This is a genomic window from Cellulophaga sp. 3_MG-2023 (assembly GCF_030546975.1).
In the GTDB taxonomy this organism is placed as follows: Bacteria; Bacteroidota; Bacteroidia; order Flavobacteriales; family Flavobacteriaceae; genus Cellulophaga.
This window is the reverse complement of record NZ_JAUOPS010000002.1, coordinates 542,846-557,562: the sequence shown is the minus strand read 5'-3', so window position 1 is coordinate 557,562 and position 14,717 is coordinate 542,846. Positions and strand designations below refer to the sequence as shown.

The 14,717-nt window shown below is 33.4% G+C and carries 14 protein-coding genes; 10 read left to right on the top strand and 4 right to left on the bottom strand.

Going from position 1 to position 14,717, the window contains the following annotated elements; genetic code table 11:
• Positions 1-57 precede the first annotated feature (57 nt).
• The 3 genes from Q4487_RS07380 to Q4487_RS07370 all read right to left on the bottom strand — a co-directional run bounded on the left by Q4487_RS07380 (position 58) and on the right by Q4487_RS07370 (position 3,539).
• Positions 58-1,068 carry an L-rhamnose/proton symporter RhaT gene (locus tag Q4487_RS07380; RefSeq protein ID WP_303540499.1) on the bottom strand — a complete coding sequence of 337 codons (1,011 nt, stop codon included), beginning with the start codon at positions 1,066-1,068 and terminating at the stop codon, positions 58-60.
• A 163-nt stretch (positions 1,069-1,231) separates the two neighbouring features.
• Entirely contained in the window at positions 1,232-2,536 is a 1,305-nt protein-coding gene (locus Q4487_RS07375) for a GntP family permease (protein WP_303540501.1), read from the bottom strand.
• A gap of 118 nt (positions 2,537-2,654) precedes the next feature.
• Entirely contained in the window at positions 2,655-3,539 is an 885-nt protein-coding gene (locus tag Q4487_RS07370) for an AraC family transcriptional regulator (RefSeq protein WP_303540502.1), read from the bottom strand.
• A 301-nt stretch (positions 3,540-3,840) separates the two neighbouring features.
• Between Q4487_RS07370 and Q4487_RS07365 the strand changes: the two genes are divergently transcribed.
• The 8 genes from Q4487_RS07365 to Q4487_RS07330 are packed head-to-tail and all read left to right on the top strand — an operon-like array spanning position 3,841 to position 10,007.
• The gene (locus Q4487_RS07365; protein ID WP_100893946.1) at positions 3,841-4,317 is read left to right on the top strand and encodes a hypothetical protein; all 477 of its coding nucleotides are present in this window, start codon (positions 3,841-3,843) and stop codon (positions 4,315-4,317) included.
• A gap of 7 nt (positions 4,318-4,324) precedes the next feature.
• On the top strand, positions 4,325-4,879 hold the full coding sequence (gene ruvC, locus Q4487_RS07360; RefSeq protein ID WP_100893945.1) for a crossover junction endodeoxyribonuclease RuvC: 555 nt from the start codon (positions 4,325-4,327) through the stop codon (positions 4,877-4,879).
• Between the two features lie 4 nt (positions 4,880-4,883).
• Positions 4,884-6,014: a radical SAM family heme chaperone HemW gene (gene hemW / locus Q4487_RS07355; RefSeq protein WP_303540504.1), complete on the top strand. Its 1,131-nt coding sequence runs from the start codon at positions 4,884-4,886 to the stop codon at positions 6,012-6,014.
• A gap of 21 nt (positions 6,015-6,035) precedes the next feature.
• Positions 6,036-6,785: a cyclase family protein gene (locus tag Q4487_RS07350; protein WP_100893943.1), complete on the top strand. Its 750-nt coding sequence runs from the start codon at positions 6,036-6,038 to the stop codon at positions 6,783-6,785.
• A 43-nt stretch (positions 6,786-6,828) separates the two neighbouring features.
• Positions 6,829-7,467, top strand: a complete 639-nt coding sequence (locus Q4487_RS07345) for a DUF4230 domain-containing protein (RefSeq protein ID WP_303540508.1) — start codon at positions 6,829-6,831, stop codon at positions 7,465-7,467.
• An 11-nt stretch (positions 7,468-7,478) separates the two neighbouring features.
• A complete protein-coding gene (locus tag Q4487_RS07340) occupies positions 7,479-7,814 on the top strand; it encodes a Dabb family protein (RefSeq protein ID WP_303540510.1) in 336 nt (111 codons plus the stop codon).
• An 11-nt stretch (positions 7,815-7,825) separates the two neighbouring features.
• Positions 7,826-8,188 carry an MmcQ/YjbR family DNA-binding protein gene (locus Q4487_RS07335; RefSeq protein WP_303540512.1) on the top strand — a complete coding sequence of 121 codons (363 nt, stop codon included), beginning with the start codon at positions 7,826-7,828 and terminating at the stop codon, positions 8,186-8,188.
• Between the two features lie 46 nt (positions 8,189-8,234).
• The gene (locus Q4487_RS07330) at positions 8,235-10,007 is read left to right on the top strand and encodes a DNA mismatch repair protein MutS (RefSeq protein WP_303540514.1); all 1,773 of its coding nucleotides are present in this window, start codon (positions 8,235-8,237) and stop codon (positions 10,005-10,007) included.
• Here Q4487_RS07330 and Q4487_RS07325 read toward each other — a convergent pair.
• Positions 10,004-10,540 (bottom strand): alpha-ketoglutarate decarboxylase, encoded by a 537-nt coding sequence (locus Q4487_RS07325; protein ID WP_303540516.1) that lies wholly within the window; start codon positions 10,538-10,540, stop codon positions 10,004-10,006. The two genes, Q4487_RS07330 and Q4487_RS07325, sit on opposite strands and share 4 nt — an antisense overlap.
• Positions 10,541-10,641: 101 nt before the next feature.
• Here Q4487_RS07325 and Q4487_RS07320 point away from each other — a divergent pair, with 101 nt between their 5' ends.
• Positions 10,642-13,410, top strand: coding sequence for a 2-oxoglutarate dehydrogenase E1 component (locus tag Q4487_RS07320; RefSeq protein WP_303540518.1), 2,769 nt, complete (start codon positions 10,642-10,644; stop codon positions 13,408-13,410).
• Positions 13,411-13,437: 27 nt separating this feature from the next.
• Positions 13,438-14,658 carry a 2-oxoglutarate dehydrogenase complex dihydrolipoyllysine-residue succinyltransferase gene (odhB, locus tag Q4487_RS07315; RefSeq protein WP_303540520.1) on the top strand — a complete coding sequence of 407 codons (1,221 nt, stop codon included), beginning with the start codon at positions 13,438-13,440 and terminating at the stop codon, positions 14,656-14,658.
• Positions 14,659-14,717 lie beyond the last annotated feature (59 nt).

The following is a 14,717-nucleotide window of genomic DNA, read 5'->3' as shown; positions in this document are numbered from 1 at the left end:
TTCAAGTTAAAAAGCAGAACGGCTTTAGAACTGTGTTTTATAGTTAATTGGTTTGTTTTAGTAGTTTGCGTATCCTAAAATGCAAATGGCAGAAATAAGTACAGCTAGTCCGCCTAAAAGAATTTTAAAAGGGCCTTTGGCATTATTCCATTCTCCAGATCTATATGCCCAAATGTTACTTATTATTAATGCTAAACCTAATAAAATTGGCCATCCAATAACAGGACCTAAATCTCCCATTAAAGCAGCTCCTTGGCCATAAACACCAAGAGCGGCAAACCAAAATATACCTGTGGCAATAGCCCATATGTATGCTTTTTTGCTATTTTTTACTTTAAAAGAATTCCAGGTTTTGTTTTTAGCAAGCCTGTAAATAGCATAACCGCCGTTCATAGCAAATGCTCCAATTAAAACAACTACCCAAGACGCTAAACTTGCATTTTGTGCACTAGTACAATAACTATCTACTGCTATTTTTGCAACAGGAGCAGCATTAGAAAAACCTACGTTTAAAAAAGCCGATAATACGCCAGACGCTACAGCAATTAATACGCCTAGTTTTATAGATTTATTGCTAGATGACTCATTATTGCTTTTAAGTTTATCTCTTTTAACGCCAGCTATTGCAGTAATACCCACGCCTACTAATAGCAGAGCTACGCCTACTAATATAATTGGGAAAGATGGTTGCGAGAAAGCGCCGTCAATTTGAAATAGAGGAATAATACATCCCATAGATGCTGCTAACCCCATTACAATACCATAGGTTATAGAGATTCCTGTTTTTTCTACACTTACTCCAAAAAGTATACCTCCAATTCCCCATAAAAAACCATAAAGAGAGGCTGTCCAAAAAGTGCTAGCGTCTACATTGGCCAATACACTAAATAAATCAGGAATTACAATTAATGCCCAAATTACAGGAACAAAAATCATAGCAATAAATGCTTGTACTAACCACCAAGCTTCCCATTTTAGTGGTGCTATATATTTCATTCCTAATCCAAAGGTTCCTTGGAAAAAACTTGCAAATACAACAAGTATAATTGCTAGCGTGTATGTGTCCATTATTATGTGGTTTTTGTGTTAGTTGATTTGGATGAAGTGTGTGTTGGTAATAGGTTCTTCATCCTTGTTACACAAAGAAACCCTAATATTAAACGTACATATTGAAGAATTTTACCTTAGAGCAGCATTATTTTACCCTATAAGCACAAAATTGACAATTGTTTTATTTTCTAGTAAGTATGTAGGCAATAAATACCATTAATCCGCCAGATAAAGAAACAATAGCAGTAAGTAAGCTAAATGACTTTAGGAGTTTTGGTACAGATACTTGGTGTATTTCTTTAAACAACCAAAAGAAGCTGCTGTTTACGTGAATAATTCCTAAAGAGCCTGCGCAAATTGCAGCTGTTGTAAAGGCAGGGTCTAAAGTGCCGTTACTAATTAGCGGGGCAACAATAGATGCTGTTGTTATTAAAGAAACAGTTATAGATCCTGTAACTGTTGTAAACAGCATGCTTAGTGCAAATGGCACAATTATACCCATAGATGAAATTGAGTCTGTGCTTGTAAATAGGTCGCTAACAATACCAGTATCTTTTATAACTTGACCAAATGCACCACCAGTTCCTGTAATTAAAATAACAATAGCGGTTTTAGACCCTGCAGTATTAAAGTAATTGTTTAGCTTGGTTGAAAAATTCTTTTTCCCAAGTAATGGTAATGCAAATACAATACCAATTAGTAAGGCCCAAATAGGATTTTTTATAAACGATATTAATTGGTTTTCCTCTTTAAAAATAGTACCAATAGACATTAAAGCTAACGGAATTAATAAAGCGGCAAAAGGGAGTGTTTTTTTATAGCCAGTTAAAACCTTTTTTTTAGTTTGATTTATTTTGCTGTTATCTATTTTGTTAGTTATTTGAAGGTTTTTTTTATTAAATTTTAGCCAAGCTAAGCCTCCTAGTATTGCAGCAATAGCAACTATAACGTTTAATGGAATAATTGTGCCTACATTAATGTTAAAAGCTGCTGCAACTGCTAGTGGTCCTGGAGTAGGGGGTATTAGTGCATGAGCAACTGTTAGACTTATTGCTAAAGATAAGCCAAGTACTAAAATAGAGTGTCCAGACTTTTTGGATAAAACATGTAATGTTGGTAGTAAAGTTAAGTAGGCAACGTCCATAAAAACAGGAATTCCTATTAAAAAACCTATAACAGCCATACTTAAGGGTAGGTATTTGGTGCCAAATAAACCAATAATACTATCGGCAATAACGTCAGCCCCACCTGTGTTAGATAATATTTCTCCTAGTAAAGCTCCAAAAAGTATAATTAAGCCAATCCATTTTAATGTGTTGCCAAAGCCGCTTAGTAAGCTTTCGGTTACAACGGCAACAGATTCTCCTGTTGCTAACCCCAATATAAGTCCAAAAACAAGTAATGCTGGTATTGGGTGTACTTTAAAAACGGTAACAGTTACAATTAATAAAATAATGCAGATTATTAATATAATTAGGGCAGACATAAGTAAGATGTTTGTTTTTTAATGGATCAAATATAATAGCAAGAAATGATTTTTGATATCGCACTCTTACCTAATAGTAGCATTATTATACCTTTTTAAAATGTGTGCTTTTATTAGCTTATGATGCAGATATTCTTTGGTTGTATTTTTCCATATATTCAGATGGTGTAACCTTCATTAAGGTTTTAAACTGCCTATTAAAGTTTGTTAAAGTATTAAAGCCAGATTGGTAGCAGACAGTAGAGATTTGCATTTCTCCTTCAATTAATAATTTACAAGCGTGTCTTAATCTAATTTCATTAAGGTATTGTGTAAAAGATTTTTTAGTTCTTTTTTTAAAGTATCTGCAAAATGCATTTGGAGTCATAAAAGCAATTGAAGATACCTCTTCTAGTTCTATTTTTTTGTCAAAATTTTCAGTTAAGAACGTAATTACTTTTGCCATACGATCTTTTTCGTTTTTGTTGTATGTGTTTGTTATAACCTCTGTGCATAGTGGTTTGTAGTTTTCGCTAACAGATAATATATCTAGTATTTTTAGTAATCCAATAATTCTAGAAAGACCTTGATTTCCTACTAATCCAAGGATGTGGTTGTGTACAAGGTAGGTTGCAGCTTTAGAAAATTGCAGTCCCATATTTGCTTTCTGAAAAAGAGTTTGTAGTCTTTTTGCTTCTGCTAAATCTAAAAAATCTGAGCCAAGAAAATCGTTTTCAAATTTAATAACAATTAAATCTACGGCTTCATCTTCTAGTTTGTCTGCATAATATTCTTTATGATTTTTAAATAGATGAGGAACGTTGCTTCCTATTAAATATAGTTCTCCAGGGGCAAAATTTCCAATAGAGTTACCTACGTATCTAGTGCCTGTACTTTTAATAAAATAAATTAACTCTAGCTCTTTATGAAAGTGCCAATTTTGTTCTATACAAGGCATTCTGTCTTGGCGAGCAAGAAAAGAATTTTCGGGTCTTTTCTCTGTTTGTTTATACGTTAATTTCATAGTAAGATAGTATTAAAATCTTAAAAAACAGGAGGTTGTTTTCTTTTGATTAGATCATAAATATAGAAAATTAACCTTAAATAATTTAAAAATTAAAATTTTAGGTAAAATAGTGTTAGGTGGTTAGGTGTGGTAATTTGTTATGTTATTTTAACTAGAAAAAACTATTCTTTAGGGTGTTTAAAAGGAGTTGCCACTTGTTTGTTGCCTGTAAATGAGAGCTTGTATTGTGATTCTAATTTAGTGACTATGCTGTTCACTTGATTAAAAAATTGTAAATTTCGCCTAGAATTCAGTTTTTATGCAAAGAGCAGCTTTAATTCTTATGATATTTCTTTGTGTTTCTTGCGATTTTTTTGATTCTAGAGCCGAAAAAACTCAGAAGATAATAGAACAAGAAATGGGAGGTATAGATTGGAATGCTATAGATCAATTTCCGTTGTTTGAAGGGTGTGATGAACTCGCTTCAAAAGAAGTTCAAAAAAAGTGTTTTGAGGAGATGTTGTTGTTACATTACTCGGAGATTTTAGGGGATTTTGAGTTTGTTTTAGATAGAAAAATAAAAGATACCATACGCATAGATGTATTAATAGATAACAAGGGTTTAATTTCTATTTTACATATAGAACAAGACTCTATTGTTAATAGTCAAATACCAGGTTTTAATGGTATAATTACTCGTGGTATTAAAAGCCTACCAAAGTTAAAACCAGCTCTAAAAAGAGGAATTCCTGTAAAAGCTAAGTTTAGAATTCCGTTAGTAATAAATACCAAATAGCAAATTAGTGTCTAAAGAGAGAATTATTTTAGGAGTAGATCCTGGAACTACAATTATGGGTTTTGGCATCATAAAAGTGGTAGGAAAAAAAATGGAGTTTTTGCAAATGAATGAGCTTTTATTGCAAAAATATAAGGATCCGTACACTAAATTAAAACTTATTTTTGAGCGTACCATAGAGCTTATTGACACGTATCACCCAGATGAAATGGCTTTAGAGGCTCCGTTTTACGGTAAAAATGTACAGTCAATGCTAAAGTTGGGTCGCGCACAAGGAGTTGCTATGGCGGCAGGTTTGTCTAGGCAATTAACGGTAACAGAGTATATGCCTAAAAAAATAAAAATGGCAATAACAGGTAATGGTAATGCTAGTAAGGAGCAAGTGGCTGGTATGTTGCAAAATATGTTGGGGTTAAAAGAATTGCCTAAAAATTTAGATGCTACAGATGGTTTGGCAGCTGCGGTTTGTCATTATTATAATAGCAATAAAATAGATACTGGTAAAAGTTATTCTGGTTGGGATTCTTTTGTGAAGCAAAACCAAAGCAGAGTAAAAAAATAACAAAATGGCTGGTATTTATATTCACATTCCTTTTTGTAAACAAGCTTGCCATTATTGTGATTTTCATTTTTCTACCACAATGGGTAAAAAGGAAGAAATGCTTCAGGCAATTTCTAAAGAACTTATTTTACGCAAAAGTGAGTTTACAAATACTAACGTAGAGACTATTTATTTTGGTGGAGGTACACCGTCTGTTTTAGATACAGAAGAAATAAATCAACTTATAAAAACAGTTTATGTCAATTACAATGTTATTGGTAATCCAGAGATAACTTTAGAGGCTAATCCAGATGATTTATCAACCTTAAAAATTGAACAATTAGCAGCTTCTAAGGTAAATAGACTTAGTATTGGAGTGCAGTCTTTTTTTGAAGATGATTTAAAACTGATGAATAGGGCGCATAATGCTAACGAAGCAGAAGATTGTATAATTGAAGCGACAAAGCATTTTTCTAATATTACTATAGATTTAATTTACGGTATTCCTGGGATGAGTAATAATAAGTGGAAGCAAAATATAGATAAAGCTCTATCTTTTGGTTTGCCACATATCTCTAGTTATGCGCTAACCGTAGAGCCTAAAACAGCCTTGGAGAAATTTATAAAAAAGGGAGAAATAGCACCAGTTAAAGATAGTGTTGCCCAAGAGCACCATAAAATATTGGTAAAAGAATTGGCTAAAGAGGGTTTTGTAAATTATGAGTTTTCTAACTTTGGAAAACCAGACTATTTTTCTAAAAATAATACCGCATATTGGTTGGGTAAAAAATATTTAGGTGTTGGCCCGTCTGCACATTCTTTTAATGGGGAAAGTAGAAGTTGGAATGTGAATAATAATCCTAAATATATTAAAGCCATTGCTTTAAATGAGTTGCCTAAAGAAGTAGAAGAATTGTCTGTTGTAGATAGGTATAATGAGTATGTTATGACCGGTTTACGAACCATTTGGGGAGTTTCTCTGCAAAAGGTAGAGGAAGATTTTGGGTTAAAATATGTGGTTTATTTAGAAAAAGAAGCAAATAAAAAAATTGAAAAAGGTTTGTTGCAACTTAAAAACAATACGCTTTTAGTAACAGCAAAAGGTAAATTTTTAAGTGATGGTATAGCAGCAGATTTATTTATTGTTAACTTATAAAATTAATACAGAAAGAGATTTATGAAGGCAGTTATTACGGTAAGAACAAAAAAATATTCAATAAATTTAAATGATGCGTTAGATATTAGTATGCCCTTAAAAGGTAATGAGTCTAATGTAAACGCTTGGTATGTTGGTGCGCCAGTTATAGAGCCACATACAGATGGTGATTTTGTTGGTTTGGTAAGCGAGGGTTCATCTGTAAACTTTAAAAATATAAGTTTTAATCCGCATGCGCACGGTACGCATACAGAATGTGCGGGTCATATTACAGAAAAATTTATGTCTGTAAATCAAAAATTAAAACAATTTTTCTTTTTAGCAGAGGTTATTACTATAGCTCCAGAAAAAATGGGAGACGATTTTGTGATTTCTAAAAAGCAATTGCAATATGCTTTGGGTAAAAAAAAGCGAGAAGCAGTTGTAATACGTACAATTCCTAATTTGTCCGATAAAATTAACGCGCAGTACTCTAATACAAACCCGCCTTATATGTTAGAAGAAGGAGCTGCGTTTTTAAAGGAAAAAGGAGTAGAGCATTTACTTATAGATTTGCCTTCTGTAGACAAGGAAAAAGATAATGGACTATTGGTTTCGCACAGGGCTTTTTGGAATTTTAGCGGTAAAATTAGGGAGAATGCTACTATAACAGAATTTATATATGTTGCTAATACTATAGAGGATGGTACATATTTTTTAAATTTGCAAGTAGCTCCTTTTGAGAATGATGCAAGCCCTAGTAGGCCGGTTTTGTATAAAATTGAAGAGTAGTACAATGTTGCAAAGTACTTTTTAGTAATACTTAAAATAAAAAATGGATAGTTTAATAGAGGTTTTTTTAGGGTTAATTTTGGGTGCTATACTTATGTATTGGGTGTACTCTTTTTTTAGAACTAAAAAAACAAAAGAAGTTACGCATACACAGTCCACTGTTTTATTAGAAAAGATAAAAAGGGTTTGTAAGTTGATTTCTGTAGAAGGAGATTTTGCAGAGGTGTATCAGTACCATAATACCAAGGAGCATTTTATGAGCTTGGTGAGTAGTAAAAAAAAGGCATTGGTAATTATTAATGCTAAGGTTCAAATTGGGTACGACTTAAAAAAGATTCTTTTAAATGCAGATGATGTAAAAAAGAAAATTGTGCTTACAAATTTTCCAGAACCAGAAGTGTTGTCTGTTTCTCCAGAGCTTCAGTTTTATGATATTAAAAACGGATTATTTAACTCGTTTTCACCTGAAGATTTAACTAATGTTAATAAAGAAGCAAAAGAGCATATTTTAGAGAAGATACCTGTGAGCGGATTAATGGATACTGCGCGTAAAGAAGCTATAGAAGCTATTCTTTTAATAGAGACAATAGTGCAAACTATTGGTTGGTCTTTAGATTATTCTGCTTTAAAAATAGAAAACAAGCAAGAGGTTAAGCATATAGAAAAAGAGATAAATAAGTAAATAAAATATTTATGAAGGTTGATAGAAATAATTTTGAGCCAACATTTGTGCATAACGTATATTTTTGGTTAAAAAATCCAAATAGTGAAGATGATAAAAAAGCATTTAAAACGTCTTTACGTAAGTTTTTAGATGCTTCAGAATATGCAAACACTAATTTTATTGGGGTGGCACCAAATGCAACAAGAGATGTTGTAGATGGTAGTTTTACTTTTAGTTTATTGGTGTCTTTTACATCGGTAGAAAATCAACAAAAATACCAAGATGAAGAGGCTCACTTAACTTTTATAGAGGAGTCTGCTCATTTATGGGATAAGGTTGTTGTGTATGATTCTACAACAATATAAGTTTTGGGTATATGAACATAGAGGACTTTAGGGCGTATTGTTTAACTAAAAAAGGAATTACAGAAGAGTTTCCTTTTGATGAGCGCACTTTGGTTTTTAAGGTTATGGGAAAAATGTTTGCCTTGACTTCTTTAGAGAGGTTACCTCCTCAGGTAAACTTAAAGTGTAATCCAGAACGTGCTGTGGTATTGCGTGAAGAGTATGACGGAGTTATTATTCCTGGTTTTCATATGAATAAAAAGCATTGGAATACAATAGAAATAGAGCGTATTTCTCCTGTAGTGTTAAAAGAATTAATAGATCATTCCTATGACTTGGTAGTGTCTAAACTTACCAAAAAACAACAAGCAGAATTAGAAAAATTAGAAGAATAACAAATATCTTTACTAATTCTAAAATTTTTACCCTACTACAATAGTTATGAAAGAGCTTATCGAATTTTATACTCAAAATATTACTACATATAAAGAGGAGTCCTCAAAAGTAAAATCTAAATTGTTAGTTTCTAGCTTGCTTAGGTTGGCTGTTTTTTTATTAGCAGGTTTTGGTATTTACTTTTTTATGGGTAATTCTAAAGCTATTATGGCTGTTATTTTAGGAGCTATAATTGGTTTTGTTTTTTTAGTTTCTAGGCATTCAGATTTGCAATACGGTTATCATAAATTTTTAGCTCTTATTAAGATTAACGAGATAGAGATAGATGTTTTGCACCGTAAGTTTCATAATCTTCCGGATGGAGAAGAGTTTGCAGATCCACTTCATTTTTATAGTCAAGATATAGATTTGTTTGGTAAAGGATCTTTTTATCAATTTAGCAATAGAACAGCTTTGGAGCAAGGTAGTGAGGAGTTGGCTAAACAGTTTACGGCTAATAATATTGATGATATAGAGGCCAAGCAAGAAGCGGTTAAGGAATTGGCTTCTAAGCCTAAATGGAGGCAAGAATTTGCAGCTATTGCAACGCTTGTAAAAGCTGAGGTGTCTTATAAAACTATTGTGGCGTGGATGCAAAAACATACAGCTTTTGTTCCTGTGTTTATGAAGTTTGTGCCAACAGTATTTACTGTAGTAAGTATTGCGCTTTTTGTTTTGTATTTTTTAGGTTTTATATCTGGTTTTTTAATAGCGGGTTGGTTTTTTATTGGCTTGTTAATTACGGGTACTTATTTTAAAAAAGTAAGTAAGTTGGCTGCAGATATGGGTAAAATTCAAAGTACTTTTCAGCAGTATCAAAAATTAATTGTAGAGATAGAAAATGTTGAGTTTACGTCTAATCTACTAAAAGAAAAAAGAGAGCTTATTGTAAAAAACAGTAAAAAAACTTCTGCTGTTTTACACGAGTTTTCAAGGATTTTAGGAGCTTTAGATCAGCGTAATAATATGATTTTTGGCTTTTTGGGTAACGGTTTCTTATTATGGGATATTCATCAATCTTATAAGATAGAACAATGGATAAAAGCATACGGGTCTTCTGTAGAAGAGTGGTTTAACGTTATTGCTTTTTTTGATGCGTATAATAGCTTAGGTAATTTTGCTTATAATAATGCAAATTATGTGTACCCAAATATTAATAATAACGGTAAGGTGTTATTGGTTAAAAACGCAGCACATCCATTGCTAGATCCTACTAAAAGTGTTAAAAACGATATAGATATAAATAATGCAGAGTTTTTTATAGTAACTGGTGCTAATATGGCTGGTAAAAGTACGTTTTTGCGTACAGTTTCATTACAAATTGTTATGGCTAATATGGGTTTGCCAATATGTGGTACGGCAGCTGAATATTCTCCTATAAAATTAATTACAAGTATGCGTACAACAGACTCATTAACAGATGAGGAGTCGTACTTTTTTTCTGAGTTGAAGCGATTAAAATTTATTGTTGATGAAATACAAAACGATCGCTATTTTATTGTTTTAGATGAAATTTTAAAAGGAACAAATAGTACAGATAAAGCTATTGGTTCTCGTAAATTTGTAGAGAAGTTGGTGGCATCACAATCTACCGGAATTATAGCTACTCACGATCTTAGTTTGTGTAAGGCTGCAGATGAGTTGCCAGGGGTTAAAAATCATTATTTTGATGCAGAAATTATAGATAATGAACTGCATTTTGATTATAAGTTTAAAGACGGAATTTGTAAAAACATGAATGCATCGTTCTTACTTAAAAAAATGCAAATAGTAGATTAGAAATAAACTCTTATAAAAGGCATTAGAGCATCTGTATAAATGCTTTTTTCGTCATCATACAACACATCATAACGCAAACCAAAAGTCACATTTTGGCTAGAGTATCCTAAGCCTAAAAATAGTGCAGGACTCCAGTAGTTGTCTGAAATGTTAGCTCCATCAAAACTAAAATTACGGTTAACACGCAGTTGTTCAAACTCTGCAGATAATTGTATGGCAGGTATCACGTTAAATAACGTTAATGCACTTGCTCCGTATGCTGTTAGTGTGTTGTCTCCAAACTTAGAGTAGTTGAAGTTTAAACCAGTGCCAATTGCAAATTGCTGGTTAACCTGGTAAATTGCACTAGGAGAAATACTGGCATTAAAAGTATCGTTCCCAAAACTAAGACCTAGTCCGCCACCAAAATGTACGTTTTTCCAAAAGTCAGAATCATTAGTGCTAACTTGACTAAATGCTTTATTTGCAGTAAAAGTTGTTATCAAGATACTTAAAATCAATAATTTTGAAAGGAAATGCTTATTTTTTCTCATTCTTGTTATTTTTTTTCATTATTAAGCACTAAGATATGCTTATAAAAGCTAAAAGTTGTATTTTTGAATAAATTTTGTTCACAAGACAGAGAAGAATTTCAATGGATAAATATTCGTTTTTAAACGCAGCGCATACATCATTTTTTGCGACTTTATATGATAAATACTTAATTAGCCCTGACAGTGTAGAGCCAAGTTGGCGTGCCTTTTTTCAAGGTTTTGACTTTGGTCAAGAAACAGCACAAGAAGAGTTTTCTGAAAACGGACCGGCAATAGAAGCTGCAATGCCACAGTCTTTACAGAAAGAATTTAAAGTAATTAAGTTAATAGATGGGTACAGATCTAGAGGACACTTGTTCACTAAAACAAACCCAGTTCGCGAAAGAAGAAAATACACACCAACATTAGAGTTAGACAATTTTGGATTGTCTAACGAGGACTTAAGTACAGTGTTTACGGCAGGAGAAATCCTGGGTATTGGTGCTGTATCTCTTGATGAGATTATAAAACACTTAAAAAGTATTTATTGTGATGCTATTGGTGTAGAGTATATGTATATCCGTAAACCAGAGAGAGTAGAGTGGATTCAGAACTGGTTAAACGTAAATGATAATCACCCTAGGTTTAGTGCTGATAGAAAAAAGCATATTCTTAAAAAGTTAAACCAAGCCGTTTCTTTTGAGAGTTTTTTGCACACAAAATATGTAGGTCAAAAACGTTTTTCTGTAGAGGGTAATGAGTCTTTAATTCCTGCTTTAGATGCTGTTGTAGAACGTGCTGCAGAAATGGGAGTAGAGCAGTTTGTAATGGGTATGGCTCACCGTGGTAGACTTAATGTGCTTACCAATATTTTTGGTAAGGCAGCTAAAGATATATTTAGTGAGTTTGATGGTAAGGATTACGAGCAAGAAATTTTTGATGGAGATGTTAAATATCACTTAGGATGGACATCTGAGCGTAAGGCTAGTAATGGAAATAAAATAAAAATGAATATTGCGCCAAATCCATCTCACTTAGAGACTGTAGGTGCGGTAGTAGAAGGTATTGCAAGGGCTAAGCAAGATGCTCATTTTCCAGAAGATTTTTCAAAAGTATTACCAATTGTTGTGCACGGGGATGCTGCTATTGCGGGTCAAGGTTTGGTGTATGAAGTAGTGCAAATGGCAAACCTAGACGGGTATAAAACAAATGGTACTATACACATTGTTGTAAATAACCAAATTGGTTTTACTACTAATTATTTAGATGCTAGGTCGTCTACATATTGTACAGATGTTGCTAAAGTAACTTTAAGTCCTGTGCTACATGTAAATGCAGATGATGCAGAGGCTGTAGTGCACGCTTCTTTATTTGCATTGGAGTACAGAATGCGTTTTAATAGAGATGTATTTATAGATTTATTAGGATATAGAAAGTACGGGCATAATGAAGGTGATGAACCTCGTTTTACACAGCCTAAATTATACAAAGCAATATCTAAACATGATAACTCTAGAGATATTTACGCAGAGCGTTTATTATCTGAAGGTGTTATAGAAAAAGGTTTTGTTAAGGAATTAGAAAAAGAATACAAGGCTTCTTTAGAGGAGGAGTTAGAGGATTCTAGAAAAGAAGATAAAACAATCATTACGCCTTTTATGGCTGATGAGTGGAAAGGTTTTGACTCTGTCAGAGAATGGGAGATGATGAAATCTGTTGATACTACTTTTGATAAAGACAAATTAACAGAAATTGCTAAGGTAATAACAGAATTGCCTGGTGATAAAAAGTTCTTGCGTAAGGTTGAAAAGTTGGTGAAAGATCGTAAAAAAATGTTCTTTGAGACTGATAAGTTAGACTGGGCAATGGGTGAGCTTCTGGCTTACGGTACATTGTTGCAAGAAGGTTTTGGTGTTCGTATGTCTGGGCAAGATGTAGAAAGAGGTACTTTTTCTCACCGTCATGCGGTTATGAAAGTCGAAGAAAGTGAAGAAGAGATTATCTTATTAAATCACTTATCTAAAGAGCAAGCTAATTTTCAAATATACAATTCACTATTATCAGAGTATGGTGTGGTTGGGTTTGATTATGGTTACGCTATGGCTAGTCCAAAAACACTTACAATTTGGGAAGCACAATTTGGAGACTTTAGTAATGGTGCTCAAATTATGTTAGATCAATATATATCTGCAGCAGAAGATAAGTGGAAACTTCAAAACGGTTTGGTAATGTTATTGCCACACGGTTATGAAGGTCAAGGTGCAGAGCATTCATCGGCACGTATGGAAAGGTATTTGCAATTGTGTGCTAGAGATAATATGTTTATTGCAGATGTTTCTACGCCAGCACAAATGTTTCATATTTTACGTAGACAAATGAAGGTTAATTTTAGAAAACCTTTAATTATATTTACACCTAAGAGTTTGTTAAGGCATCCAAAAGCAGTTTCTACCGTAGAGGAACTTGCAACCGGAACTTTCCAAGAAGTTATAGATGATACTACTGTAAATGTTAGTAAAGTTAAGTCTCTAGTTTTTTGTACTGGTAAGTTTTATTATGATTTATTGGCAGAAAAGGAAGCTCAAGATAGAGATGATGTTGCTTTGGTAAGAGTGGAGCAGTTGTTCCCGTTACCGGCAGAAAAAATGAACGAGATTATTGCTAAGTATACAAATGCAGATGATGTTGTATGGGCACAGGAAGAACCTAGAAATATGGGGGCTTGGAGTCATATAATGATGCATTTTGCTAACGCTAATAAGCTTAGGGTTGCATCTAGACGTTTTTATGCTTCGCCTGCAGCTGGTAGTGCAGTACGTTCTAAACGTAGACACCAACAAGTAATAGATTATGTCTTTGATAAAAGCAAAGACAATATGACAAAAAGATAAACACAATAACACATCAAATAAAGTAGGATGATTTTAGAAATGAAAGTCCCTTCACCGGGAGAATCGATAACCGAAGTAGAAATAGCGGAATGGCTAGTGCAAGACGGAGATTATGTAGAGAAAGATCAAGCTATTGCAGAAGTAGATTCTGATAAAGCTACTTTGGAGCTTCCTGCAGAGGAAAGCGGAATAATTACATTAAAAGCAGAAGAGGGTGATGCTGTTGCAGTAGGTGCCGTTGTTTGTTTAATAGATACATCTGCAGCAAAACCAGAAGGTGGTGCAGAAGCACCTGCTAAAGAAGATAAAAAAGAAGAAGCTGCTCCAAAAGCTGCTGCTCCTAAGCCTGCAGAAGCAGCAAAAACATATGCAACAGGAACAGCGTCTCCTGCAGCAAAGAAAATATTAAGTGAAAAAGGAATAGAGGCATCTGCTGTGCAGGGTACAGGTAAAGATGGTAGAGTTACTAAGGATGATGCTGTAAAAGCAGTACCATCTATGGGAACACCAACTACTGGTGGTAACCGTGGCGAAACTCGTTCTAAGTTGTCAATGTTACGTCGTAAAGTAGCAGAGCGTTTGGTTTCAGCTAAAAATGAAACAGCAATGCTTACTACATTTAACGAGGTAGATATGTCTCCTATTTTTGCGTTACGTAGTCAGTATAAAGATGACTTTAGAGCTAAGCACGGTGTTGGTTTAGGTTTTATGTCTTTCTTTACTAAGGCGGTTGTGCGTGCATTAGAAATGTATCCTTCTGTAAATGCAATGATAGATGGTAAGGAGATGATTTCTTACGATTTTGCAGATATTAGTATTGCAGTATCTGGCCCAAAAGGGTTAATGGTTCCTGTAATTAGAAATGCAGAAAACTTAACTTTTAGAGGAGTTGAGTCAGAAGTAAAGCGTTTGGCTATTAGAGCTCGTGAAGGTGAAATTACTGTAGATGAAATGACAGGCGGAACATTTACCATTACAAATGGTGGTGTTTTTGGTTCTATGTTATCTACACCAATTATTAACCCTCCGCAGAGTGCTATTTTAGGAATGCACAATATAGTAGAGCGACCAATTGCTAAAAATGGTGAAGTGGTTATTGCTCCTATTATGTATGTAGCTTTATCTTATGATCATAGAATTATTGATGGTAAAGAATCTGTAGGTTTCTTAGTTGCAGTTAAAGAGGCACTAGAAAACCCAGAAGAGTTATTAATGAATAATGATGTTAAGAAAGCATTAGAAATGTAATCTTAATTAATAGATATAAAAAAGGGCTGAAGTTTTAACTTCAGCCCTTTTTTTTATGA

Bases quoted from the DNA above. Each gene is read 5' to 3' on its own strand.
- Q4487_RS07380 (WP_303540499.1), bottom strand. From the start codon at position 1,068: ATGGACACATACACGCTAGCAATTATACTTGTTGTATTTGCAAGTTTT.
- Q4487_RS07375 (WP_303540501.1), bottom strand. From the start codon at position 2,536: ATGTCTGCCCTAATTATATTAATAATCTGCATTATTTTATTAATTGTA.
- Q4487_RS07370 (WP_303540502.1), bottom strand. From the start codon at position 3,539: ATGAAATTAACGTATAAACAAACAGAGAAAAGACCCGAAAATTCTTTT.
- Q4487_RS07365 (WP_100893946.1), top strand. From the start codon at position 3,841: ATGCAAAGAGCAGCTTTAATTCTTATGATATTTCTTTGTGTTTCTTGC.
- hemW (WP_303540504.1), top strand. From the start codon at position 4,884: ATGGCTGGTATTTATATTCACATTCCTTTTTGTAAACAAGCTTGCCAT.
- Q4487_RS07350 (WP_100893943.1), top strand. From the start codon at position 6,036: ATGAAGGCAGTTATTACGGTAAGAACAAAAAAATATTCAATAAATTTA.
- Q4487_RS07345 (WP_303540508.1), top strand. From the start codon at position 6,829: ATGGATAGTTTAATAGAGGTTTTTTTAGGGTTAATTTTGGGTGCTATA.
- Q4487_RS07340 (WP_303540510.1), top strand. From the start codon at position 7,479: ATGAAGGTTGATAGAAATAATTTTGAGCCAACATTTGTGCATAACGTA.
- Q4487_RS07335 (WP_303540512.1), top strand. From the start codon at position 7,826: ATGAACATAGAGGACTTTAGGGCGTATTGTTTAACTAAAAAAGGAATT.
- Q4487_RS07330 (WP_303540514.1), top strand. From the start codon at position 8,235: ATGAAAGAGCTTATCGAATTTTATACTCAAAATATTACTACATATAAA.
- Q4487_RS07325 (WP_303540516.1), bottom strand. From the start codon at position 10,540: ATGAGAAAAAATAAGCATTTCCTTTCAAAATTATTGATTTTAAGTATC.
- Q4487_RS07320 (WP_303540518.1), top strand. From the start codon at position 10,642: ATGGATAAATATTCGTTTTTAAACGCAGCGCATACATCATTTTTTGCG.
- odhB (WP_303540520.1), top strand. From the start codon at position 13,438: ATGATTTTAGAAATGAAAGTCCCTTCACCGGGAGAATCGATAACCGAA.